Origin of the sequence: Methylobacterium sp. PvP105 (assembly GCF_017876975.1) — a bacterium.
Classification (GTDB): domain Bacteria; phylum Pseudomonadota; class Alphaproteobacteria; order Rhizobiales; family Beijerinckiaceae; genus Methylobacterium; species Methylobacterium radiotolerans.
On the sequence record NZ_JAGIPA010000001.1, the window covers coordinates 1,002,958 to 1,024,767 of the forward strand.

Sequence of the window (21,810 nt, forward strand, 5' to 3'; positions counted from 1 at the left end):
GCGGATGATGAAGTCTGACATGATGCCGTCCCGGCGAGCCGTGCTCGTGGGCGTGGCGGCGGGACTGGCGCTCGGGCGACCCGTATCGGCGGAGAGCCCGCCGACCGTCGCCGTGATGAAGGACCCGAGTTGCGGCTGCTGCGCGAAGTGGGTGGACCACCTGCGCCAAGCCGGCTTCACGGTGACGGTGACCGAGGGGCCCGTGAACCCGGTCAAGGCGCGTCTCGGCGTGCCGCGGGACCTCGCCTCCTGCCACACCGCCCTGGTCGACGGCTACGTGGTCGAGGGACACGTGCCGGCAGACGCGATCAAACGGTTGCTGGTGGAGCGCCCGAAGGGAACGGGGCTGGCCGTTCCGGGCATGCCGGCCGGCTCGCCCGGCATGGAGGTCGAGGGCAGGGAGCCCGACACCTACGCGGTGGTCCTGTTCGGACCCGAGGGGCGGGGCGCCTTCGCCCGCTACCGTGGCGGCGAGCCGGCTTGAGCGCGGCCGTCGTGCGGGTGATCGCCGTAGCCGTCCGAGGTGGTGAACCGTCATCGGGTTGCCGCGCAAAATCCGACACTCCGCTTCGGGCCCGGATGTCCCTCGAAGGCGGGCGGATGCGGGGGCTGAAATCCATTGCACACCGTGATCCCGTGCCCCGCGGCCATCACGGTCCTGCTTCTTTCCATCCAGCTCAGGCACTTTTCGCCTCGGCTTCGTGCTGGTCGCCTGCTTCGGCGTCGGGCTCGCCCACGAGATGGTCTTGGCCGGGGTGCTGGCGGCACTCGGCGCCTTCGCACGCCAAGCGCCCGACGCCTCCTCGGCGGCGCAGGTCGTCCTGGTCGGCCTCTAAACCGGCTGGCTTGGCTGAATTGGCATCCGGCGCGAACACCAGGATCGCGCCGGCGCGTCGACCTTGTTCGCCCCGGCCTGGCAGACGCCTTCCCGCCATTGACCTTCCCATCATGGGAAGCCCCATCTGTGCGTGGCGTCATCGAAGGAAGAGCGTCATGCATCGCTTCAAGGTCGACAAGATGGGTTGCGGGGGCTGCGCCAAGTCCGTGACCCGGGCCATCGTCGGCATCGAGCCGGACGCGCAGGTCGCGGTGGACCTCGGGGCCAAGCTCGTGACCGTGTCCAACGCCGCCGGCCCCGCAGACCGCATCGCCGAGGCTATCGTCGCCGCGGGCTATCCGGCCGAGCCGCTGGGTGCGACGGCTTGAGACGGCCGGGCGGCAACCAAACCCGGATGCGCGCATTCACGTCCCAGGGGCGACGTCGTCCCGGCGTTCGGGATCGTCCCGGCGTTCGGGATCGAGATTAGCGATCGGCATGGGTTTCGACCGGCACATCGTGCGTTCGATAGCGGCGATGATCCTCGCGATCATCGCCTACGTCGCTCCGTCCGCCGTCGAGGCTCACGAGGGGCATGTCCCCTGCGGCCATCACGGGCGCGCGGCCTCCAGGGCTCCTACGGCGTCCCCTTCCGCGGCGAACCTGGGCCCCGCAACGCCGTCGCGCATCGCGGAGGTGTCGGTGACGCTCCTGGCCGGGCCTCGCCTTCACGCGAAGGCCAGCCGGTCCACGACATCGCTCGGCGCACTCGATCCCGACCGAGGCTGCTGCGCCTGTGGATGCAAGCGCTGCTGCTGCGGGACGGTGCTATGCTGTACCTTCGGCATCGTCGCCGGACCGGCATGCCTGGCCATCCCCCTGTCCCGGGCGGCCGTGTTGATCCCCCAAGATCTCGCCGGGCGCGTGGCCATCGGCCCCGAGGCGCTGCGCAGACCGCCCCGAATCCTCGCTTGAGATGAGGCGCGCGTGATGCGCGCGACGGCCGAGGTGCGACTGCTTTTGCGGCGTGCCCGAGGGCAAACCGAGGCGACGCCCTTCTCTTATCCCGCGTCGTCCTGACGCCGCTGGCCGTAGGCTCCGTCCGCCGCCTTCTGAGCGGGATACTCGCTCGTGCCCATCGAGAGGTCGGCGACGCCTCGGCGTGACCCACCGCCGCGCGTTCTTCAAGGCCGCGACCATACGCGAGAAGTGTTTCCGCGTTTCCTTGAACCGAATCCAATTCGTCCGGTTCTTGAATGCGGACTGATGAGCAAGTTTACAGTATGGTGCTCTTCATTATCCGCATTTCTGAGATGAAATCACAATCAAAGGAGAACTAGGATGCACAAATTGTCTGGAGAGATGCAGTCCTGCATCGACGAGTGCCTTCGCTGCTATCAGACCTGCCTCGGGATGGCCTCGAACCACTGCCTCCCGGCCGGCGGCAAGCATGTCGAGCCGGAGCACTTCCGGCTGATGCTGGCCTGTGCCGAGATCTGCCGCACCTCCGCGCACGTCATGCTGCTCGGGACCGCGCACCATAAGCACACCTGCGCCGAGTGCGCCGACGTCTGCGAGGACTGCGCCCGCAGCTGCGAGCAGGTCGGCGACATGCAGGACTGCGTCGAGCAGTGCCGCCGTTGCGCCGAGAGCTGCCGGAAGATGGCTGCCTGAGGCCTGCGGGGCGGCCGCTTGGGCCGTCCCGACCCGTCCAACGAAGGAGATCGATATGCGCGTTCGTACCCTGACCCTCGCGGTGACCCTGACGCTGACCGGCGCGGGCACGGCCCTCGCCGCGGACAACGACCATGGCTCCCACGACCACGGCTCCATGCAAACCCCGTCGTTCGAGCTGCCCGCGGCCTGCAAGGCGGCGTCGGCCGGCAAGGAGGCCTCGATGAAGGACATGCAGGGCCACATGTCGATGGCGATGCAGGGCATGTCCGGACAGGCGACCGACACCCAGAAGGGCCTGCAGCACGCCATGATGCAGATGAACGGTCCGATGATGCAGGGCATGATGGCCGGCGACCCCGACGTCGCATGGATCTGCGCGATGATCCCGCATCACATGGGTGCAATCGCCATGGCCCAGGTCGGCCTGAGGAACGGCGATAATCCCGAGGCGAAGAAGATCGCCGAGAAAAGCATCCAGGAGCAGGAAAAGAGCATCAAGGAGCTCACCGCCTGGCTCGACAAGAACGCCCGCAAGGAAGGCAAGCAGTAAGCCCGAAGGAAAACCTGCCCGTGGTCCGCATCGCGTCAACCGTCGCGGGCCACGGATATCGAAGTTACGCGAAGGGACAGGTCATGACCAATTCGTCGGAAATGCATCCCGCCCCGGCGGGCCACGCCTGCTCCGGAGGACACCGGCATGACGACCCCGTCGCGTCGCACGGGCACGACCATGCCGCCATGGCGGCGAACGGTGCGGGAGCCGACCGCGTGAAGGACCCGGTCTGCGGGATGATGGTCGATCCGCACGCGACCGAGCACCGGGCCGAGCACGACGGACATCCCTACTACTTCTGCTCGAACGGCTGCCGGACCAAGTTCGAGGCCGACCCGATCCGCTACGTCGACCCCGGCCAGGCCGGGGCCAAGGCGGACCCGGTGCCGGAAGGCACGATCTACACCTGTCCGATGCACCCGGAGGTCAGGCAGGTCGGGCCCGGGGCATGCCCGATCTGCGGGATGGCGCTTGAGCCGGCGATGGTCGGCGCGGACGACGGCCCGAGCGAGGAGCTCGTCGACATGACCCGCCGGTTCCGGGTCGGGCTGGTCCTGACCCTGCCGGTGTTCGTGCTTGAGATGGGCGGGCATCTCTTCGGCCTGACCGAACGGCTCGGGCAGCAGACGTCCAACTGGATCCAGTTCGCGCTCGCCACCCCGGTGGTGCTCTGGGCCGGTTGGCCCTTCTTCGTCCGGGCCTGGCGCTCCGTCCTGTCCCGGAACCTGAACATGTTCACCCTGGTCGCCCTCGGGACGGGCACGGCCTACCTCTACAGCGTCGTGGCGACCCTGGCCCCGGGGCTGTTCCCGGAGGCGCTGCGCGGGCACGGCGGGGCGGTGCCGGCCTACTTCGAGGCGGCGGCGGTGATCACCGTGCTGGTGCTGCTCGGGCAGGTCTTGGAGCTCCGCGCCCGCGAGAGCACCGGCGGCGCGCTGCGGGCGCTCCTCGACCTCGCGCCGAAGACCGCCCGCCGCATCCGGCCCGACGGCGAGGACGAGGAGGTGCAACTCGATGCCATCGCCATCGGCGACAGGCTGCGCGTGCGCCCCGGCGAGAAGGTCCCGGTCGACGGCGCGGTCGTGGAGGGCCGCAGCTCCGTGGACGAGAGCCTCGTGACGGGGGAATCGATGCCGGTCACCAAGGAGGCCGGCGCCCCCGTCATCGGCGGCAGCCTCAACCAGTCCGGCTCGCTCGTCGTCGAGGCGACCAAGGTCGGGCGCGACACCATGCTGGCCCGCATCGTCCAGATGGTGGCCGAGGCCCAGCGGAGCCGGGCCCCGATCCAGCGCCTCGCCGACCAGGTCGCGGGCTGGTTCGTGCCGGCGGTCATCGGCGCGGCGGTGCTGGCCTTCGCCGCCTGGATGGCGTTCGGGCCGGAGCCGCGCTTCACCTTCGCGCTCCTCGCGGCGGTCGCGGTGCTGATCATCGCCTGCCCCTGCGCGCTCGGGCTCGCCACGCCGATGTCGATCATGGTCGGCGTCGGCCGTGGCGCCGGGGCCGGGGTGCTCGTCAAGAACGCGGAGGCGCTGGAGCGGATGGAGCGGGTGACGACCCTGGTGGTCGACAAGACCGGCACCCTGACCGAGGGCAAGCCGGCCGTGACGCGGGTCGTGGCGGCGGCCGGCTTCGACGAGGACACGCTCTTGCGCCTCGCGGCGAGCGTCGAGCGGGCGAGCGAGCACCCGCTCGCCCTGGCCATCGTGGCGGCCGCCGGAAAGCGCGGGATCGCGACCGCTCCCGTCACGGATTTCGACAGCCCGACCGGGAAGGGCGCGCTCGGAACCGTGGAGGGCCGGCACGTGGCACTGGGCAACGCCGCCTTCCTTCGGGAGCAAGGGGTCGACGTATCGACCCATGCGACCGAGGCAGACGAGCTCCGGCGCGACGGCGCGACGGTGATCTTCGCCGGCGTCGACGGCCGGGTGGCCGGCATCGTCGCCATCGCCGACCCGGTCAAGGCGACGACGGCCGAGGCGCTGGCCGCGCTCCGGGCCGAGGGCATCCGGGTCGTGATGCTGACCGGCGACAACCGCACCACCGCCGAGGCGGTGGCCCGCCGGCTCGGCATCGACGAGGTCGAGGCCGAGGTGCTGCCCGACCAGAAGGCCGCCGTGGTCGAGCGCCACAAGGCGGCGGGACAGGTGGTCGCGATGGCCGGCGACGGCGTGAACGACGCCCCGGCGCTCGCGGCGGCGGATGTCGGCATCGCCATGGGCACCGGCACGGACGTCGCCATCGAGAGCGCCGGCCTGACGCTGCTCAAGGGCGATCTCGTCGGCATCGTGCGGGCGCGGCGGCTGTCGCGGGCGGTGATGGGCAACATCCGCCAGAACCTGTTCTTCGCCTTCGTCTACAACGCGGCCGGCGTGCCGGTGGCGGCGGGCGTCCTCTACCCGTTCCTCGGCATCCTGCTCTCGCCGGTCATCGCCGCGGCCGCCATGGCGCTCTCCTCGGTGAGCGTCATTGGTAATGCCCTGCGCCTGAGGGCGGCTAACCTCGACCCGTCCTTGGCCCGCTAGGAGCGCGCATGTTCCCAACCTGGCTTCATGCCATCTCGATCGCCGCGCTGCTGCTCGGGGCGGCCTGCTCGCTGCTGCTGTCGGCGCAGGTGATCCGTCACCCGCAGCACATGACCGTGATGAACGTGGTCTGGCCGATCAGCGCCCTGTTCGGAACGGTGGCCGTGGTCTGGGCCTACCTCCGCTATGGCCGGCTCGCGACCATGGAGGCGCACCATCACGCGAAGGAGCGGGGCGAGAAGCCGCCGAACGTGACGGGGACGCCGTTCCCGGTGATGGTCGGCAAGGGCGCGCTCCACTGCGGTAGCGGCTGCCTGCTGGGCGATGTCGCCGCCGAGTGGCTCGCGTTCCTGGTGCCCACGGTGGCGGTCTGGTTCGGCTGGCACTCCCTCTTCGACGAGAAGATGTACGCGGTCTGGGTCCTGGATTTCGTGTTCGCCTACGCGCTCGGGATCGCGTTCCAGTATTACGCCATCGTGCCGATGCGCGGGCTCTCCCCCGGCCGGGGTCTGGTGGCGGCCGTGAAGGCGGACACCGTCTCGCTGATCGCTTGGCAGGTCGGCATGTACGGCTTCATGGCGTTCGCCCAGTTCTACCTGTTCCCGCACTGGGCCGGCCAGCGCGCGCCGGTGAACTCGGTCGAGTTCTGGTTCGCCATGCAGGTCGCGATGGTGGCGGGATTCCTGACCAGCTACCCGGTGAACTGGTGGCTCGTCGGCTCCGGCATCAAGGAGCGGATGTAGGCCGGTCGACGCCTAACCGCGGATCACGAGGAGCCAGAACAGGACGGCGCACGCGGTCGCGAGCATGCAGATCCGGTATCCCGCCTCGCTCGGGGCAGGGCGCATGCCCGCCCCGGTTGCGGCGCGACAGCTCGGGCACCTCGTCGCGTCGGCGTGAACCGTCCGCCCGCAGCAACCGCACTTGGATAAGAGCGTGACAACTCCGCCTGCTGAAGCAGGCGGCTTCTCGGCGCAGCTTTGCGGCAATCCGCTGGCTTGAGCGCTGAAGGCCGATATCCCGGCCGGAGCCGAAGGCCCGCTGATGCACGATCCTCGCCGCCGCTACGTCACGGTCGAGGTCCGTACCGCATTCACAGCGATGTCGGCGCTCGGCCAGCGTCTTGGCCTTGATCGTCCCGCATGCGGGGCAGGTTTGAGAGGTACCGCGCGGATCGACCAACACGACGGACGCATTGGCGCTTTCAGCCTTATACGCCGTGAGCTGGACGAGCAGAGACCACGCGGCATCGTGGACGGACCGGGCGAGCATTCCTTTCGTGAGCCCAGCCATGTTGAGGTCTTCGAACGCGATGCCCCGGTAGCGGGAGACCAGGGATCGCGACAGCTTGTGCAGGTGGTCGCGCCGCTGGCGGGCGATGCGGGCCGAGGCGGCCGCCAAACACGCCTTGGCCTTAAGACGGCGCTTCGATCCGCGCCGGCACCGAGCGAGCGCCCGTTGCCTCCGGCGTTGCGCCTTCTGCGCGCGCCGAGCGAAGCGCGGCATCGGAACCGTCGCGCCGTCGCTCGTGGCGATCAGGCTGTTCAGGCCCAGGTCGATGCCGACGGTGCCCGCGCCGCAGGTCTCGGCGAACGCCGCCTCGACCGACAGCACGACGTACCACTTGCCCTGCTGGCGGGTCAGGATCGCAGCGCCAAGCTTGGCATCCTGCGGCAGGTCGCGGTGCCAGACCACCTTGATCCCGCCGGGCACACCGACGATGCCGATGCGGCGATCCTTCCGGATCGTCAGGCCGTCGCCGACCCGGAACGTCGCGCTGTGGAAGCGGGGCGATGCCCGGAACCGAGGAAAGCCGCGCCTGCGCTGGAAGAATGCCGTGTAGGTCTGGTCCAGCCGGCGCAGCACCTGCTGCAGGGCCGAGAACGACCAGCGCCCGAGACCGTCCGGGTCGGCGGGGCGGCACGCCTTCAGCTCGCCGGCCTGATGACCGTAGCGCAGGCTCAGCTTGCGACGGCGGTACGCCTCAATCCGTTGCTGCAGGCCCGCGTTGTACAGGCCGCAAAAGTCCCGCAGCATCGCGTCAAGCAGGGCGGCTTGGGATCTGCTTGGACGAAGGCGGTACTTGTAGCTGCGGATCTGCGTCCCGCCCGTTTGTACGCGTTCCGTTCTCCGCGTCAACGCCGCATCAGGGGCGGCTCGCATTCCCCCGTCAGCTGAGGCAGACGGTCCCCTGCGAGGATTCTGTGGGCGCCCCTCCACTCCCGTGCCGAGACCGCGCGTGCCGACGCGCCTCGGTCAGGCCCTGCGTACGGACCGACGGGATCAACCCTCTGGCCGGCCGCGACGGTCCTGAATGCCTTCGTAGTGCGGCGGGACAGGCCGACGAAGTACGTCTTCGGGGGTAGCGAGGTTTCCGCCGGCTCAAGGCGGCATGGCGGCGGCTGCCGCCGACTGTTGGTATGCGGCTCCGAGGCGTACGCATAACGGGTAACGTCATCCGGACGCGTTACACGATGGGGGCGTTCGCCGGCCGGGCGCTCCTCGCTCCGAAGGCCTCCCGCGGGTTATCTCTCCGGTCGCCCTCGGAACCGGCTCGCGCCCGCGCCCGCACCGAGCGTGCACGCGGGCCGCGACCGTTTCTTCACCGCTCGCGGCGATGATGCCGGCAACGGCTTGGGATGGCGGGCATGGTGACGGAGAACGGGGTCTGGAAGGCCGCGGATCGGATACGGGCCAGGCCGGCACCGCCCGGCGGCACCAAGGAGCGGGTCTCGGTCCGCACGGTCCGGAGGGAACTCGGCGGCGGGTCGTTCGGCGACATCGCCCGCGAGCTCAGGACGTGGAAGGACAGGGAGGACTACCGGCCGGCCATCGAGCGGGCGGACCTGCCGGAGGCGTTCGAGAGGCGGCTCGCGGTGATCGGGCGGGAGTTGCTTGAGATGGCTCGGGTCGAGGCGGCCCGGGCAGGTCTGGCGGACTTCGTCGGCGCGGAGGACCGCCGGGCAGCGGCGAGGGATCTGCTCGACGAGGCGCTGGACCGGGTCGACCTCCTGGAGGAGCGGGTCGCGGCGTTGCAGGCCGAGCTGGACCGGGTGCGGGCCGCCGGCACCCCGGCCGGCGGGGCCGCGCCGCCCGTTTCCGCCGCGGGTGAGGTGGGCTCTCTCCCGCAGGGTCGCGCCGGCGCCGGGTTCGTCGATACCGCGCACGGGCTGAAGCTGGCGCGGGAGGCGAACGACTTCTGGGGGCAGGTGCGGGACGCGGTCGAAGGGGCGGTGCGCCAACGCGGTCCCATGGCGGTCCACCCGCTCCTGAGGGCGCTCCCGACCCGGCTCAAGGAGGAGGGCGAGCGGGCGGGTTTCCCGCTCACCGAGGCGTGGCTGCGCTATCACCTCCTGCGCTTGGTGGAGGACGGCAACGGGCTGACCCTCGTCGGTCACCGGTTCGGGCTGACCGAGCCCGAGCCCGAGCCGGACGTCGCGGCGATGCCCGAGCCGCCACTCGCCGAGGCGGTCGCGGCGTTGGGGAAGCGGCCGTTCTGGCGCTTGTTCATGCGGGAGGTCCACGCCCTGCTCGCCAGGGGCGGGGCGCAGACGGCGGACGAGATCCTCGGCGGCCTGGACCCTGGGTTGGTCGCGGCGACGGGGCGCTTCCAGAGGATCACGCCCCGGCTGCTCCGGTGGAAGCTGCGCCAGCGCATAGCGGAGCGGAGGCCGTTCGAGGAACTCCCGGACGGCCGCTTCGCCGCCCTCGTGGGCGAGGCTCCCTGGGACGGTGAGAGCCCGGCCGGGGCCCCGGCGGCGAGGGCCGGATGACGCCCGCGGCGCGGCAGCCGACTTATCCGACGCCCGCCCGGAGACTACGCTGCGGGGCTCGGCCGCACGGGCAGGGTTCGTTGTCGCGGGTCCACCGGCATCCTGGCCGTCGGCGGTGCATTGGCCGCGCCGCGAACGCCTTCAACAACCGTCGGGATCAGCGCGAGCGGTCCGGGGCTCTGGGAGCCCGCGCCCGCGGCCGGACGCCCGACGACGACGGCGGCCACCCGTGACACGGTGCTCGCCCATCGCGCGATGGTCGGACGGCACGAGCGGGTCGGGTCCAGGGCGTCGGCGTGGTGGTTGGTCGGTCCCTCGTCGAGGACGGCGCGATGGTGGCCGATGCGGTTGCGCGACCTCCGGACGCTCTCGGCCAGCCGCTGGAACGACGACCGAATCCCTCCGGCCGGCTTCGTCGCGCCGGTCAGCGCGGACGCCCGACGGGCTTAGCGATGGCGAGCACGCCCTTCAGGCCGCTCCCGAAACGGGCGATCGTCTCCCTGTGTCCGCGCAGCTCGCTGTAGGGCAGGTAGCGCAGGTCGAGCTCGGCCACCCGCGAGAAGGCGGGCCGGGCGAACTGGGCGCGCACGTCATCCTCGCGGTTGTCGGGCGCCACCAGGAAGAAGTTGCGCGCCGCCCCGCCCTCGACCCCGAGCGCCAGGTCGAGCATCCGCACGATGCCCGAGTAGATGCTCGTCGTGTGCTCGACCTCGAAGGCGGCCGCCACGTCGCCGCCCACCTTGTCCAGCCAGATCACGTCGATGAGCCGGACCGTCTCGGCCGAGCCGTTCGCCGTCACGCGCCCGGGCAGGCGGTCGAGGCAGCCGTCGGACAGGCGGCCCGAGCCGTAGGGGCGGTTGCCGTCGTTCGACGCGATCCAGACGTCGAAGCCGAGGGCGAGGCCGAGGTCGCGCAGCCAGCCCTGGACCTCGGTGTGGGTGTGGTCCGCCTCGCGCGCGGCCAGCGCCGCCTTGGAGGCCGTGGCGGCGGCCTCCGACCGCACGCGGTCGAGGTCCTCGCGCCAGCGGGCGAGCGCGGCGGCCCCGTCGCGCTCCGGCAGCGGGTATCGCCCGGACCCGACGTCGAACAGGAAGCCCGCGATGGCGCCGTAATCGTTGGAGAGCAGGCCGCGATGGGCGGCGTTGAGGGCGACGATGCCTCGGCGCATCGCGAGGTACTCGTCCCACTTGCCGAGCTTCACGTTGGCGCCGGCGACGGCGTTGTAGCCCTTCACGATGGCGGTGTTGAACGGGGTCACGAGGGTGGGGTGCAGGAAGTACAGCAGGTTCGCCGCGGCCGGGCCCAGCCCCTTGATGCGTTGCCGGTCGAGGGCGTGGATGGCGGACAGCACCCCGTCCTCGGCGCTGCAGCACAGGCAGGCGTCGAGGAACCGGCCGAAGGCGACTTGGTTGGCGCGGTCCTCGTAGATGTCGGGGATGCGCAGCTTCGGCTTCCAGAGGAAGGCGTGGTCGGCGCCCTTGAAGACCTGGCGCTGCTCCGCGATGGAGTGGACGACCGTCTCCAGCGACGAACCGCGATAGGCGTTGCCGAACGCGTCGGCGCGGATCTCGTCGATGACCGCCTGGAGGCCGCGCCGGATCGAGCGGAAGTTCTTGATGCGCTCCTCCCACAGGAACCAGGTTCGGTAGGAGGCGCCGGGGTCCTCGCGCCAATGCCGGATCAGGTTGCCGATCCAGGCGTCGTCCAAGGGGGCGTGTTCCGCCCCGGTGTCATTTATCAGGCGCATCGGCGCAGCATTCCCGAAATCCGAATTCGGTTCGGAGCATACCATTCAAGCCACGGTTGCCGCTGTCATCGGGAAGTCTCACGGGCGCGGTTCACGCCGAGCGAAGCCGGGCGATCTCTGCCACGGACTGGCCGTCGAGCCGATTGGACTCGAACGGCGCCTCCTTAATTGAGGCCACCGGCACCGAGTGGCCGTCGAGCGTCCGCTAAAGGTCGCCGGCTATCTCACCGAACCCGTCCGCACGACCAGGGTCATGTGCCTCAACCTCGGCCCAATCCGCGCCGAAGGACAAGCCTGACGATGTTGCGTGATGGTGTTGGCGCGGCTCCTGCCGCTGCGCCAACGGAGTGTGCGGGTCAAAGCGCTCGACAACAGATCGATGAGCCGCTGGCAGTATTCAGTCTCCTCCTCAGCCATGTCGCCGAACATGCGGGCACCGTCGAGCTGTTCGTTTTGCAGGTCGCGAGCGAAGTCATCGTAGCCTCGACCGTCCTCCTCCTCGTTGGCGTCAGCCAACGCTAGCTCACGCCTGGTCAGCTTTGAGTAAGCGCGCATCGTATGGTGGATCTGAAACGTTCGAATTGCCCACGACGTGAAGGGCAAGACTATTGACTGAGCATGGAGCGGACACGACGAGCGAAGTGTTGTTTATCGCTGCGCCGATATGTCGAGACGGTTAGCACATCAACGCTTGCTTCAAGGCGGCACGGTCCGAAGCAACAACAGATTGGGCTTCGCGATGACGCCAGACCTGCGACAGATAAAGCGTGAACAATTTTTTAGTAGCATCGATCTCACGTGCGCCTACGTAGGCACGACTGCCTTTCGCCCGTCCTTTTCAAGCTTGTGCGAGCGTCAGCCGCCGACTGGTGCGGTCTTGGCTCTGCTCGGATATTTGGATCGAATTTCCGCGCATGCTTAGTTGGCACGCCCTCCGCAATCCATATCTTTTCGGAACACCGGTCCTGTCAGAAGCAGTCGGCCTGGTCGATTGCTTCGTTCGAGAACCGCGCACATGGTCCAGGGACCTACAAGTCGCGGGCCTGTTCTTGTCTCTCGATCCCCCAATCTTCTGCGCCCAACCGCAACCGAGGCCATTCGGGGCTGCAAGCTACCTCGCCGCGCGCTTTCCCGAGACGCCATTCGTTTTCCTTCATGCGGTCACCCACAGCCTGGAGCGACCGACCTTCGCCTTATCAGTCGCTCAACACTACAGACGTTTTCGCAAAGCCCATCGCCGAGCGCGCCTGATCGTCATGGCGAACACGCCGGGGGAAGAAGAATTGCTGCGCAGGTTCGGCGTCGACGTATACCTCGCGCCGCAGAACATGTTCGTGGACGAGACCATGTTCCACCCGATCGTCGACCGACCGCGGACGTACGATGCAATCTATAATGCGCAGCTCGTCCCGATAAAGCGGCATGAATTGGCGCGGCTGGTGCCAAGCTGCGCCTATGTGACAAAACTGTTCGGTCGCTGGTCTCCACATCTGAAGAAGGCACAGCTCCATAAATTCGTCCACGGGCTGCCCCGCGGCCACGTAATCATCAACGAAATCGAGGCCGACAATGTCGTGTTCATGGATCACGTCCAAGTGAATGAAGCAATGGCGTCGGCTCACGTCGGCTTATGTCTCTCAAAGCTGGAGGGCGCCATGTACGCGAGCATCGAGTATCTTTTGGCCGGATTGCCTGTCGTTTCAACCCGCAGCAAAGGCGGACGCGATACGTTCTTTCACCCGGACACGACCTTGATCGTGGATGACAATCCTCGGGCAGTCCAAGAAGGCGTGGCTGCGATGAAGGCGCGCGCCATTCCGGCAGATTTCACGCGCTCTACAACCCTGCGCCTGATGGCAATCGAACGAGAGCGCTTCAACACCTTCATCGATGGCTTGCGAGGAAACCAGGTCGCGCGCACCGATCAACGCTGGTCTTTCAACTATTGCCCAAAACTTGCGCAACTCCGCAAGATCTCCGACTTCGAAGCGCAACTTTCGCAAAAATTTACTGTCTGAAAATTGCGCTCGCCCTGATTGCAAGCCGCTTTTCACATCGCTGATACCAATCCGTCCCAGGGGGCGGATGACGCACGCAGATGGCCAGACGCCTGCGGCGCATCACTATTAGCCCGACTTATTCAACGGGCATCGGCGTACGTTGTGTTTTGGGCTGATGGCGCGCGGGATCCCGCGTCTGTTCTGACGCGTGTGGATCGGGATTGTTCGGTCGGCGCTGGAGGAAGGGGAGCGGGCTCGTCGGGGCGTCGCAGCCCCGTCGTTCCGGCCGGTGCCGGGGCGAGCGCAGTGGCAAGATGGCGGATCAGGTCGGCTTCGGGATAGGCGGCGATGCGATCGCGCACGATCTCCGAACGCCCCTGACGCGTCTACGCGCGCGACTGGAACGCAGCCGAACGGGCGCGCACTCCCCGGCGGAGCTTGAGGAGGTGATCGACCAGAGCCTCGTCTAGCTCGATCAGACCCTGTCGATCATCACCGCCGTCCTGCGCATCGGCGGGATTCAGCACAAACATCGCTGTGCCGCATTTTCGCGAGTCGACGTGGCGCAAGTCCTGGCGGAGGCCGCCGAGCTTTATGAGCCGATCGCGGAGGACAAGAGCATCCGGATCTGCCTTGAGGTCACTCATCCGTTTCCGCTCCTCACCGGCGACCGCGACCTCCTGTTCGAAGCCGTGACCAACCTCATTGACAACGCTGTCAAGTTCACACCGGCGTGCAGTTTGGTACGCCTTGAGGTGTCGCGGCGAGGCGCGATCTGCATCCTGGCCGTCGAGGATACGGGGCCCGGCACTCCTCCGGCGGAACGTGATCAGGTCTTTCGGCGGTTCTATCGCGCCGAGCCCGCACGTCACACCGTCGGCAACGGCCTCGGCCTTGGGCTCGTAGCCGCTATCGTCGAGTTGCACGGGTTCCAGGCCGTCATCACCGACGCGCCCGGAGGTGGCTGCGGTTTCGAAATTCTCTGCCCGGCGACGATCGATCGGGGTGATCTGCCGACCGCCGCCGATATGTCCGTCTAGGTCAGCTCAGCTAAACTCTGGTTTAGTCTGGAACGGCTCTGATCTAGCGCCGGTTTTCGGCCTGTGTTGCTGCTGCCCTGGTGCGTGAGCAGAGCACAAGCCTCCGCCATCAGCCGCGAGTCCTTTCATGCAATTTTTCCGCCTGCTCCCGGTCGTTCTGCTTGCCGGATCCGCCCTCTGCACGCCGGCCCTTGCACTGTCCGGAGCGACATCGGACTCCGGCGTGAGCACGGGTGCTGGCGGCCCTCGCACCGGGGTACGCTCGGCTCCCTCGTCGGCGCAGAACGCCATGACGGTGTTCTCGCGTATCGAGCTTGCACAGGCGAGCCAGACCGAACCGGGCGGCCAGAAGTCGCCAACCGAGCGACAGCAGGGGGCAGGCGGTCAGATCGGCGACATCCGTCAATCGTCGCAGACGCAGGTGACCGGCCAGCAACCGATCGGGCCCTTCCCGACGAACGAGATCAGCCAGCAGCCCTGGATCGATCTCGGGGCCGGCGAAGAGGGACGCAAGAAGGACGTGGCTGCCCTGCAGCAGACCCTGACCGAGCTGCAGCAGCTCCAGCTTCAGACCAAGCAGGCGCACTGGAACGCCTCCGGTACCCTATACTACCCCCTGCACCTCCTGCTGCAGGAGCACTACGAGGGCCTGTCGAAATACGCCGACACTATCGCGGAGCGGCTCCTGGCTGTCGGCGCCTCGGCGGACGGGCGGCCCAACACCATCGTGAAGACCTCCGGTGTGCCGGAGATCCCCGGCGGCTTCCTCGACGATGCCCAGATCCTGGTGTGGTTTACCAACGCCTACAAGCGGGTCGGCGAGGAGGTGAATACCGCCATCAAGGCCACCGAGAAGGTCGATCCCACCACCTCGAACCTGTTGCAGGAGGTTGAGCACGGGGTCGCCAAGTACCAGTGGCAGATGCGGGCCCAGCTCCAGCGCACGGGCACGGACCCGAATACCGGCTGGGATCTCAACAACAACAAGCCCGTCGAACTTCCGTCCCATGCCCCGGCGGGCAGCCCGAACCAGCGCTGACAAACAGGCAGCCCGGTCCTGCAAGCCAGGACCGGGCTGCCGTTCGTCACCGAACGCCTAAGCTAGGACGGCCCCATCCATGCGTGCCTTCATCGACCTGACCGAGCGCGAGTTGCTCGCCCTGGCGATCGCCAGCGAGGAGGAGGACGGCCGCATCTACGCCGACTTCGCCCATGAACTGCGAAGCGATTACCCCGACAGTGCCCAGATGTTCAGCGACATGGCCGATAAGGAGAACGAGCATCGCCGCAAGCTGATCGACCTGTTCCAGTCCCGCTTCGACGCGCACATCCCGCTCGTGCGACGCCAGGACGTGCGGGGCTGGGTGCAGCGCAAGCCTGTCTGGCAGGTCCGCGCTCAAGGTATCGAGGCCGTGCGCCGCCACGTGCAGCAAATGGAGCACGACGCCGCGCGCTTCTATCAGCAGGCGGCAGCCCGCGCCTCGGATGCCGGCATACGCAAACTGCTCGGTGACTTGGCCGCCGATGAGCTCCAGCACGAGCGAGCGGCCGAGGAGATCCAGCAAAAGCGCCTGCCCGGCGAAGGCCGGGCGTCCGAGGATGAGAGCGCGCAACGCCGCTTCGTTCTGCAGGTGATCCAGCCCGGCCTTGTCGGTCTAATGGATGGCTCGGTCTCGACGCTCGCGCCGGTCTTTGCGGCGGCCTTCGCTACGCGTGATCCCTGGAACGCCTTCTTGGTCGGCTTAGCGGCTTCGCTAGGGGCGGGCATCAGTATGGGGTTTGCCGAGGCGCTGGCCGACGACGGCAAGCTGTCCGGTCGGGGCACTCCGCTGCTACGAGGTTTGGTGTGCGGCCTGATGACGATCGCTGGCGGCATCGGTCACACGCTGCCCTACCTCATCAACGATTTCGTGATGGCCACCATCGCCGCAGGCGTCGTCGTGGTCATCGAGCTGTTGGCCATCGCCTGGGTGCAGTGGCGGTTCATGGAGACGCCGCCCTTCGCGGCTGCGGCCAAGGTCATGCTGGGAGGAACCCTGGTGCTCGCCACCGGCATCCTCATCGGCAACGCGTGAGGTTTCGCCATGCAACCTGTGAACCCTCGTGCGGACCGCTACGATGCCGTCACCATCGCGTTCCACTGGGCGACGGCTGTGTTGGTCGTGGCTCAGTGGATCGGGGCTCAGGTCATCGACCTGTTCCCGGCTGGTTCTCCCCGCGTCGACGCGCGCTCGGTGCACATCACCGGAGGATTGCTCCTGGCCGTGCTGTTCCTGATGAGGCTCGCTTGGCGCGCCACACGCGGGCGTCGCTTGCCGCCGGCGGATACCGGCGCCCTGAACCTGCTCGCAAAGGGCACGCACTGGGGACTCTATGCCCTGCTCGTGATGATGGTGCTCGTGGGCATGTTTCTCGTGTGGGTGCGCGGCGACAGCCTCTTCAACTTGTACAGTGTCCCCGCTTACGATCCCGGAAACCGAGCCCTGTCCCACCAGGTGCAGGAACTGCACGGGACCATCGGCTGGATGATCTTGGCGCTGGCGGGCTTGCACGCCGCAGCGGCGCTGATTCACCGCTACGTCTGGAGAGACGACGTGCTCGGCCGCATGCTGCCGGGGAGCTGGGCTCGCCGTCCCACGCCCGTCCTTTCCGCGGCCGGTGCGCAATCTCAGCCCGAAGGTATTGCGACAAGCGCAGCGTCACAGGCCGGCCGAACGCCGCAGCGCCAGCCGTAGGACCGCTGGCGCGATCAGGAAACGCCTGCCCCCTTTGCCGATGCCCCTGCATTGCTCTGCCCCAAACGGGAGATCCAAATGGCTGCCGATCCAAACGCCCACAAGCTCGTACCCGCTCACATTGGTGACGCGAAGATCCTGCGCGGCCCAGGTGGTGAGACTCATCAAGTCGCCGGTGGTGACGTTCCGTTCCTGACCACGCAGCAGGGCGTCCCCGTCGCCGACGATCAGAACTCCCTGAAGGTCGGCGCCCGCGGCCCAACCCTGCTGCAGGATTTTCACTTTCGCGAAAAGCTCTTCCATTTCGACCACGAGCGCATTCCGGAGCGCGTCGTGCACGCTCGGGGCTTTGGCGCACACGGCTACTTCGAGACCACCGAGACGCTGTCTGAGATCACGCGTGCCGATCTCTTCCAGCGTGTCGGCGAGCGCACACCGGTCTTCGTGCGCTTCTCCACGGTCGCCGGCAACAAGGGATCCTCCGACCTTGCGCGTGACGTGCGCGGCTTTGCCGTCAAGTTTTACACCAAGGAAGGCAATTGGGATCTCGTCGGCAACAACATCCCGGTCTTCTTCATCCAGGACGCGATCAAGTTCCCCGACATGGTGCATGCCGCCAAGCAGGAGCCGGACCGCGGCTTTCCGCAGGCACAGACGGCGCATGATAACTTTTGGGATTTCATCTCCTTGAGCCCGGAGGCCATGCATATGGCTCTCTGGATCATGTCCGACCGGACGATCCCGCGCTCCTTCCGCTTAATGGAAGGATTCGGGGTCCATACCTTCCAGCTGGTGAACGGGACGGGAAAATCCACGTTCGTCAAGTTCCACTGGAAACCGAAACTCGGCCTACAGTCGGTGGTCTGGAATGAGGCCGTGAAAGTAAATGGAGCAGATTTCGACTATCACCGCCGTGATCTGTGGAATGCGATTGAGGCCGGTGATTTTCCCGAATGGGAGCTCGGCCTTCAGCTCTTCGACGAGGATTTCGCCAAGTCGTTCGCCTTCGATGTCCTCGATGCCACGAAGCTCATTCCGGAAGAGCTCGTACCGATCCAGCGCGTCGGACGGCTCGTCCTCGATCGAAACGTGGACAACTTCTTCGCCGAAACCGAGCAGGTGGCGTTCTGCACGCAGAACATCGTGCCCGGCATCGATTTCACCAACGACCCGCTCCTACAGGGGCGTAACTTTTCTTATCTTGACACGCAGGTGAAGCGGCTGGGTGGCCCGAACTTCACGCACATCCCGATCAATGCGCCCAAGTGCCCGTTCCATACGTTCCAGCAGGATGGTCACATGGCCCTGCACAACCGAAGGGCCGGGCAAATTACGAGCCGAATTCCTGGGGCGGGACGGCGGGCGGGCCCCGGGAGGCCCCGGATCGCGGCTTCCGCAGCGCTCCGGTTGAGGAGAGTGGCCACAAACTGCGCATCCGGGCCGAGCTGTTTGCCGACCATTACAGCCAGGCGCGGCAGTTCTACGTAAGTCAGACGCTGCCGGAGCAGACCCACATCAAGGATGCATTCGTGTTCGAACTAAGCAAGGTCGAGACACCCGCCATCCGTGCGAGGATGATCTCACATCTACTGAATGTCGACGAGGAACTGGCCAGGAAGGTTGCCGACGGTCTTGGGCTGAAGACGCTGCCATCTGCGGCGGAACCGGCGCGTCCGGTTCGAAAGGACCTTCCGGCCTCGCCGGCCCTGAGCATCGTTCAGAACGGACCGACGCACCTCAAGGGACGCAAGGTGGGAGCTCTGGTCACGGACGGGGTCGATGCCGAACTGTTGAAGACCTTGCAGAAGGCTCTCGCGGCGGAGGGCGCAATGCTGGAACTCGTCGCGCCGACCGTCGGCGGTGTAACGGCGAGCGACGGTAGTACCGTTGCAACGCAGCAGAAGATCAACGGCGGTCCTTCGGTTCTGTACGATGCCGTGGCACTTCTACCCTCCGGTGCGGGCGGAACGCTGCTGGCGCAGGAGGCCACAGCGCGAGATTTCGTCAGCGATGCCTTCGCGCACGCCAAGTTCATCGCTTGGGTAGAGACCGCACAGCCGCTCTTCGAGAAGGCGGGTGTCACCGAGCTGGATGACGGTTGCATCGAGTTGAAAAGTCCCAGCGACATCACGGCGTTCGTTCTGCGGTGTGGCAAGCTGCGGTACTGGGAACGCGAGCCGGTGGTGCATGCCGGCTGTCCGTGACATCGGCAGCAGGCCCATCGGCAGCAGGCCGTCGGCCCCTCCGAACCGGTCCCGTCCGTTCGTGAGACCTTGGCTAGCGAGGGCCATAGCTGGGGCCGCGAGACACCCGCCCGAACGACCTTCGAAAATTGGCTACGGATCGAAACGGGAACGGGAGCACCGTAGGGTCGGACATGGCGGGCGTGGCGGGCTCGATCTGGTTTGAGGACTTGGCGTCAGCACCCAACCCCTAAGCCCTATCAATGCCTTACGCTACGCTCGCCACCCGAGGTCCACTGCCCTCGTGAGTAAAACGGGTTAGAACGACTCCAGTCTGATCCGGAATGCGCTCAAGCTCCGCCGTGCTGGCTCACGACGAACACAGCACGTGACCGGGATGCACCTTGTTTGACCGGTCTGACGGTGGGGTGGAGCGATGCACTTCGGCTGAGCAACTCTTGGACAAGAGCATGCGCAGGCCGGCGTGCGGATGGATGGTGTTACAGCCTACCTTTATGCCAGCCCAAAGCCGCCGGGCGACACGTTCGCTCGGACCCGACGATCAAGCGACCGCGAAGGCCCGAGCCGGTAGGCGCGACATATCCGGGGAGGCGGCAACCATGCCGGAGATCTCGACCCGCAATGCGTTCTTGCCCGACGCCTTCACCGCGTACATGACATGGTCGGCTGCCTTCAGCGCAGAGACCCAGTCGTGACGACGTTCCGGTTGCAGGACCAGCGCACCGATGCTGGCGGTCGCAGGAACGGGCGCGGACCACAGGTCATCCGTTAATCGCCGGTGCACGGCCTCGATCCTGGACCGCGCGGCCTCCGCCGTATCGGCTTCCAGCAGCAGCACGAACTCGTCGCCACCCAGCCGCCCAAGCCGTTCTCGGCCGTCGAGAGACGCTGCGGCGATTTCAGCGAACGCCCTCAGCACCGCGTCGCCCGCGGCATGCCCGCCCGTGTCGTTGACGACCTTGAAGTCGTCGATGTCAGCGAGCGCCAGTACGGTGACGCGTTGATCGCACGGCTCGGCCTCCAGAATCGACCGCGCATGCTCCTCGAAGGCCGCCCTGTTCAGCGCACCCGTCAGTCCGTCGTGCCGGGCCGCGGTCCGCTCGCGGTCGTATGCCGAGCGCAGGGTGCAGACAGCCCAGACGACGAACGCGTTCGTGCCCAGGCGCAGGATGCCCCGGAGGATCGCAAGGACCGGTGGTAGCCCCGCGTCGCCGGCGTGCGGCGTGGACACGTTCAGCAGCGCCGCGGCGAGCGCAACGCTGCAGGCCTCGCGCGGACCGAGCCGCCAGCCCGCGAAGGTAATGAGCGGGATGAAGAGCGCCGCCATCCCCGCCTCCGGGACGCCTCGGTCGGCGGCGGCGAGGATCAAGCAGGCCGCAACCAGCGCGGCCCACATCCCTGCCTTCCGCCAAGCTTGGAGCGTGTCGAGCGGATCTCGTGGCGTCGGTTCTCTGCCGGGCATGGTTGCCGCTCCCGCTGGATCATCCTTGGCGGCACCCGCCATCGCGACACGACGATCGGAGCGAAATCTTAACGTAATCCTGGGCGCATCAGCCGAACGGCCCGGACCCGCGCCTTTTACCTGGCCTTTCGGATCCTCGCGCCGATCCGTCCTGGAGGCCGCCCGCGACCGCCGTCCCGATTCCGGCCCGTGTTCGGGATCTCACCTTGGTCACCCGCCGGAACGGGCACGTCTCCGGACGCGCTTGTTCGGCGGCGAGCGGCGAGCGGCTAGGCGAATGGTCGTCGAACCGTGGTGCACCCACGCAGCGATGAATCGAAAGCCACGGCGTCGCTCAGGACGGATTTTGGAGCAATCCGACCGCTGACCGGCATGGTTCGCCGTTACGACTGGGCTTCGCGCTGCGAACACTGCCGGATCGCGGCGCCAGCCGGGCACTTGGAACCGCCACTGTCATCGGATGGCTGCGCACGAGTGGGCCAAGGGCGGTCTCGTCACCGGACGGGCCCGTGGCGGGCGAGCGCTTCCGCGCCTACGGGGCCGACACGCTGGTCCAAAGCCTGACGCGGCGACACACTCATCCTGGACAACCTCGGCGCTCACAAGGTCGCGGGCGTACGCGAGGCCATCGAGGCAGCCGAAGCCTGGCTCCTGTACTCCCGCCATACTCCCCTGAGTTCAAACCGATTGAATGTACCTGCGAGAAACCGGAAGCGCTCCTGCGCAGCGCGGCGACCGAGACCGACGGCGATCTTCGTGAGACGATCCACAAAGCCTTCTTCGCTTCCAGGCGGAGAAGTACCGCAACCACTTCACGGCTGCCGTCTCCGAGGATCATGCTTGTTGTTCCGGCTGATCGGGCCCTGCAGTTTCGGGCGCCTACGGCATTGCGGTGTCGCTCATGATGACGATCAAAAGCGTTTTGGCGGGGCTGATCGCCTTGCGCTGGAGCTTGAACCCATTGTTCGAGCCGGGATGCAATGGCTTCTGACTGATTGTAAACCTAACCTTCTTCAGCGCTTACACCCTGAAGCTATTCGAAGGCGGCCGGCTACCGCTGCTGGTGGCGGCAGGGGTGGGCTGCCTGATGCAGACCAGCCGGCACCCCACGTAGCCCCTGGAGGCGACCCGGGCCAACTACCGGCCTGGTCGAGTGGTCCGCGAGGTTGCGGAAGAGCGTAGCGGTTATCATGGGCCACGACGGTTCGGGCATCGCCCGGTGGGCTATGACTACGGTCCGGTTTTCTACCCCTACGTCTGACGTCGAGCAGTCGGTTTTG

The 21,810-nt window shown here is 67.2% G+C and carries 17 protein-coding genes and 3 pseudogenes; 15 read left to right on the forward strand and 5 right to left on the reverse strand.

Features of this window, described 5'->3' with window-relative positions:
- Positions 1-7: 7 nt before the first annotated feature.
- The 3 genes and pseudogenes from J3A75_RS04730 to J3A75_RS04740 all read left to right on the forward strand — a co-directional run bounded on the left by J3A75_RS04730 (position 8) and on the right by J3A75_RS04740 (position 1,206).
- Positions 8-484 (forward strand): DUF411 domain-containing protein, encoded by a 477-nt coding sequence (locus tag J3A75_RS04730; RefSeq protein ID WP_122162805.1) that lies wholly within the window; start codon positions 8-10, stop codon positions 482-484.
- Positions 485-628: 144 nt separating this feature from the next.
- Positions 629-938 (forward strand): annotated as a pseudogene (locus J3A75_RS04735) (nickel/cobalt efflux protein RcnA); the annotation flags it as partial.
- Between the two features lie 55 nt (positions 939-993).
- Positions 994-1,206 carry a heavy-metal-associated domain-containing protein gene (locus J3A75_RS04740; RefSeq protein ID WP_122160837.1) on the forward strand — a complete coding sequence of 71 codons (213 nt, stop codon included), beginning with the start codon at positions 994-996 and terminating at the stop codon, positions 1,204-1,206.
- A gap of 36 nt (positions 1,207-1,242) precedes the next feature.
- Here the strand turns inward: J3A75_RS04740 and J3A75_RS36985 are convergent, their stop codons facing one another.
- Positions 1,243-1,371: a hypothetical protein gene (locus J3A75_RS36985; protein WP_281035524.1), complete on the reverse strand. Its 129-nt coding sequence runs from the start codon at positions 1,369-1,371 to the stop codon at positions 1,243-1,245.
- Between the two features lie 787 nt (positions 1,372-2,158).
- Here J3A75_RS36985 and J3A75_RS04745 point away from each other — a divergent pair.
- The 4 genes from J3A75_RS04745 to J3A75_RS04760 all read left to right on the forward strand — a co-directional run bounded on the left by J3A75_RS04745 (position 2,159) and on the right by J3A75_RS04760 (position 6,312).
- Positions 2,159-2,491, forward strand: a complete 333-nt coding sequence (locus J3A75_RS04745; protein ID WP_122160835.1) for a four-helix bundle copper-binding protein — start codon at positions 2,159-2,161, stop codon at positions 2,489-2,491.
- An 82-nt stretch (positions 2,492-2,573) separates the two neighbouring features.
- Positions 2,574-3,044: a DUF305 domain-containing protein gene (locus tag J3A75_RS04750; protein WP_238247508.1), complete on the forward strand. Its 471-nt coding sequence runs from the start codon at positions 2,574-2,576 to the stop codon at positions 3,042-3,044.
- A gap of 101 nt (positions 3,045-3,145) precedes the next feature.
- Positions 3,146-5,569: a heavy metal translocating P-type ATPase gene (locus J3A75_RS04755; protein WP_370877500.1), complete on the forward strand. Its 2,424-nt coding sequence runs from the start codon at positions 3,146-3,148 to the stop codon at positions 5,567-5,569.
- An 8-nt stretch (positions 5,570-5,577) separates the two neighbouring features.
- Positions 5,578-6,312: a DUF4396 domain-containing protein gene (locus tag J3A75_RS04760; RefSeq protein ID WP_122160832.1), complete on the forward strand. Its 735-nt coding sequence runs from the start codon at positions 5,578-5,580 to the stop codon at positions 6,310-6,312.
- Here J3A75_RS04760 and J3A75_RS04765 read toward each other — a convergent pair.
- Positions 6,296-7,732: a transposase gene (locus tag J3A75_RS04765; protein WP_281035523.1), complete on the reverse strand. Its 1,437-nt coding sequence runs from the start codon at positions 7,730-7,732 to the stop codon at positions 6,296-6,298. The genes J3A75_RS04760 and J3A75_RS04765 overlap by 17 nt on opposite strands.
- Before the next feature lie 485 nt (positions 7,733-8,217).
- Between J3A75_RS04765 and J3A75_RS04770 the strand changes: the two genes are divergently transcribed.
- Complete coding sequence (locus J3A75_RS04770) at positions 8,218-9,342, forward strand: DNA-binding protein (protein WP_122162804.1); 1,125 nt, start codon at positions 8,218-8,220, stop codon at positions 9,340-9,342.
- A 424-nt stretch (positions 9,343-9,766) separates the two neighbouring features.
- Here J3A75_RS04770 and J3A75_RS04775 read toward each other — a convergent pair whose 3' ends face one another.
- Complete coding sequence (locus J3A75_RS04775; protein WP_122160831.1) at positions 9,767-11,089, reverse strand: type II restriction endonuclease; 1,323 nt, start codon at positions 11,087-11,089, stop codon at positions 9,767-9,769.
- A 219-nt stretch (positions 11,090-11,308) separates the two neighbouring features.
- Positions 11,309-11,605, reverse strand: a complete 297-nt coding sequence (locus J3A75_RS04780; RefSeq protein WP_163006052.1) for a hypothetical protein — start codon at positions 11,603-11,605, stop codon at positions 11,309-11,311.
- A 398-nt stretch (positions 11,606-12,003) separates the two neighbouring features.
- Here J3A75_RS04780 and J3A75_RS04785 point away from each other — a divergent pair, with 398 nt between their 5' ends.
- From J3A75_RS04785 to J3A75_RS04810, 6 genes and pseudogenes are all read left to right on the forward strand, one after another.
- Complete coding sequence (locus J3A75_RS04785) at positions 12,004-13,107, forward strand: glycosyltransferase (RefSeq protein WP_122160829.1); 1,104 nt, start codon at positions 12,004-12,006, stop codon at positions 13,105-13,107.
- Between the two features lie 542 nt (positions 13,108-13,649).
- The gene (locus J3A75_RS04790) at positions 13,650-14,129 is read left to right on the forward strand and encodes a HAMP domain-containing sensor histidine kinase (protein WP_163006050.1); all 480 of its coding nucleotides are present in this window, start codon (positions 13,650-13,652) and stop codon (positions 14,127-14,129) included.
- Between the two features lie 127 nt (positions 14,130-14,256).
- Positions 14,257-15,168 carry a Dps family protein gene (locus J3A75_RS04795; protein WP_122160827.1) on the forward strand — a complete coding sequence of 304 codons (912 nt, stop codon included), beginning with the start codon at positions 14,257-14,259 and terminating at the stop codon, positions 15,166-15,168.
- A 79-nt stretch (positions 15,169-15,247) separates the two neighbouring features.
- Positions 15,248-16,204: an iron exporter MbfA gene (mbfA, locus tag J3A75_RS04800; protein ID WP_122160826.1), complete on the forward strand. Its 957-nt coding sequence runs from the start codon at positions 15,248-15,250 to the stop codon at positions 16,202-16,204.
- 9 nt (positions 16,205-16,213) lie between these two features.
- Positions 16,214-16,864 carry a cytochrome b gene (locus J3A75_RS04805; protein ID WP_209649743.1) on the forward strand — a complete coding sequence of 217 codons (651 nt, stop codon included), beginning with the start codon at positions 16,214-16,216 and terminating at the stop codon, positions 16,862-16,864.
- Positions 16,865-16,942: 78 nt separating this feature from the next.
- A pseudogene (locus tag J3A75_RS04810) lies at positions 16,943-19,068 on the forward strand (catalase).
- 541 nt (positions 19,069-19,609) lie between these two features.
- Here J3A75_RS04810 and J3A75_RS04815 read toward each other — a convergent pair.
- Entirely contained in the window at positions 19,610-20,395 is a 786-nt protein-coding gene (locus tag J3A75_RS04815; protein WP_163006049.1) for a GGDEF domain-containing protein, read from the reverse strand.
- Between the two features lie 501 nt (positions 20,396-20,896).
- Here J3A75_RS04815 and J3A75_RS36375 point away from each other — a divergent pair.
- A pseudogene (locus J3A75_RS36375) lies at positions 20,897-21,386 on the forward strand (transposase); the annotation flags it as partial.
- Positions 21,387-21,810 lie beyond the last annotated feature (424 nt).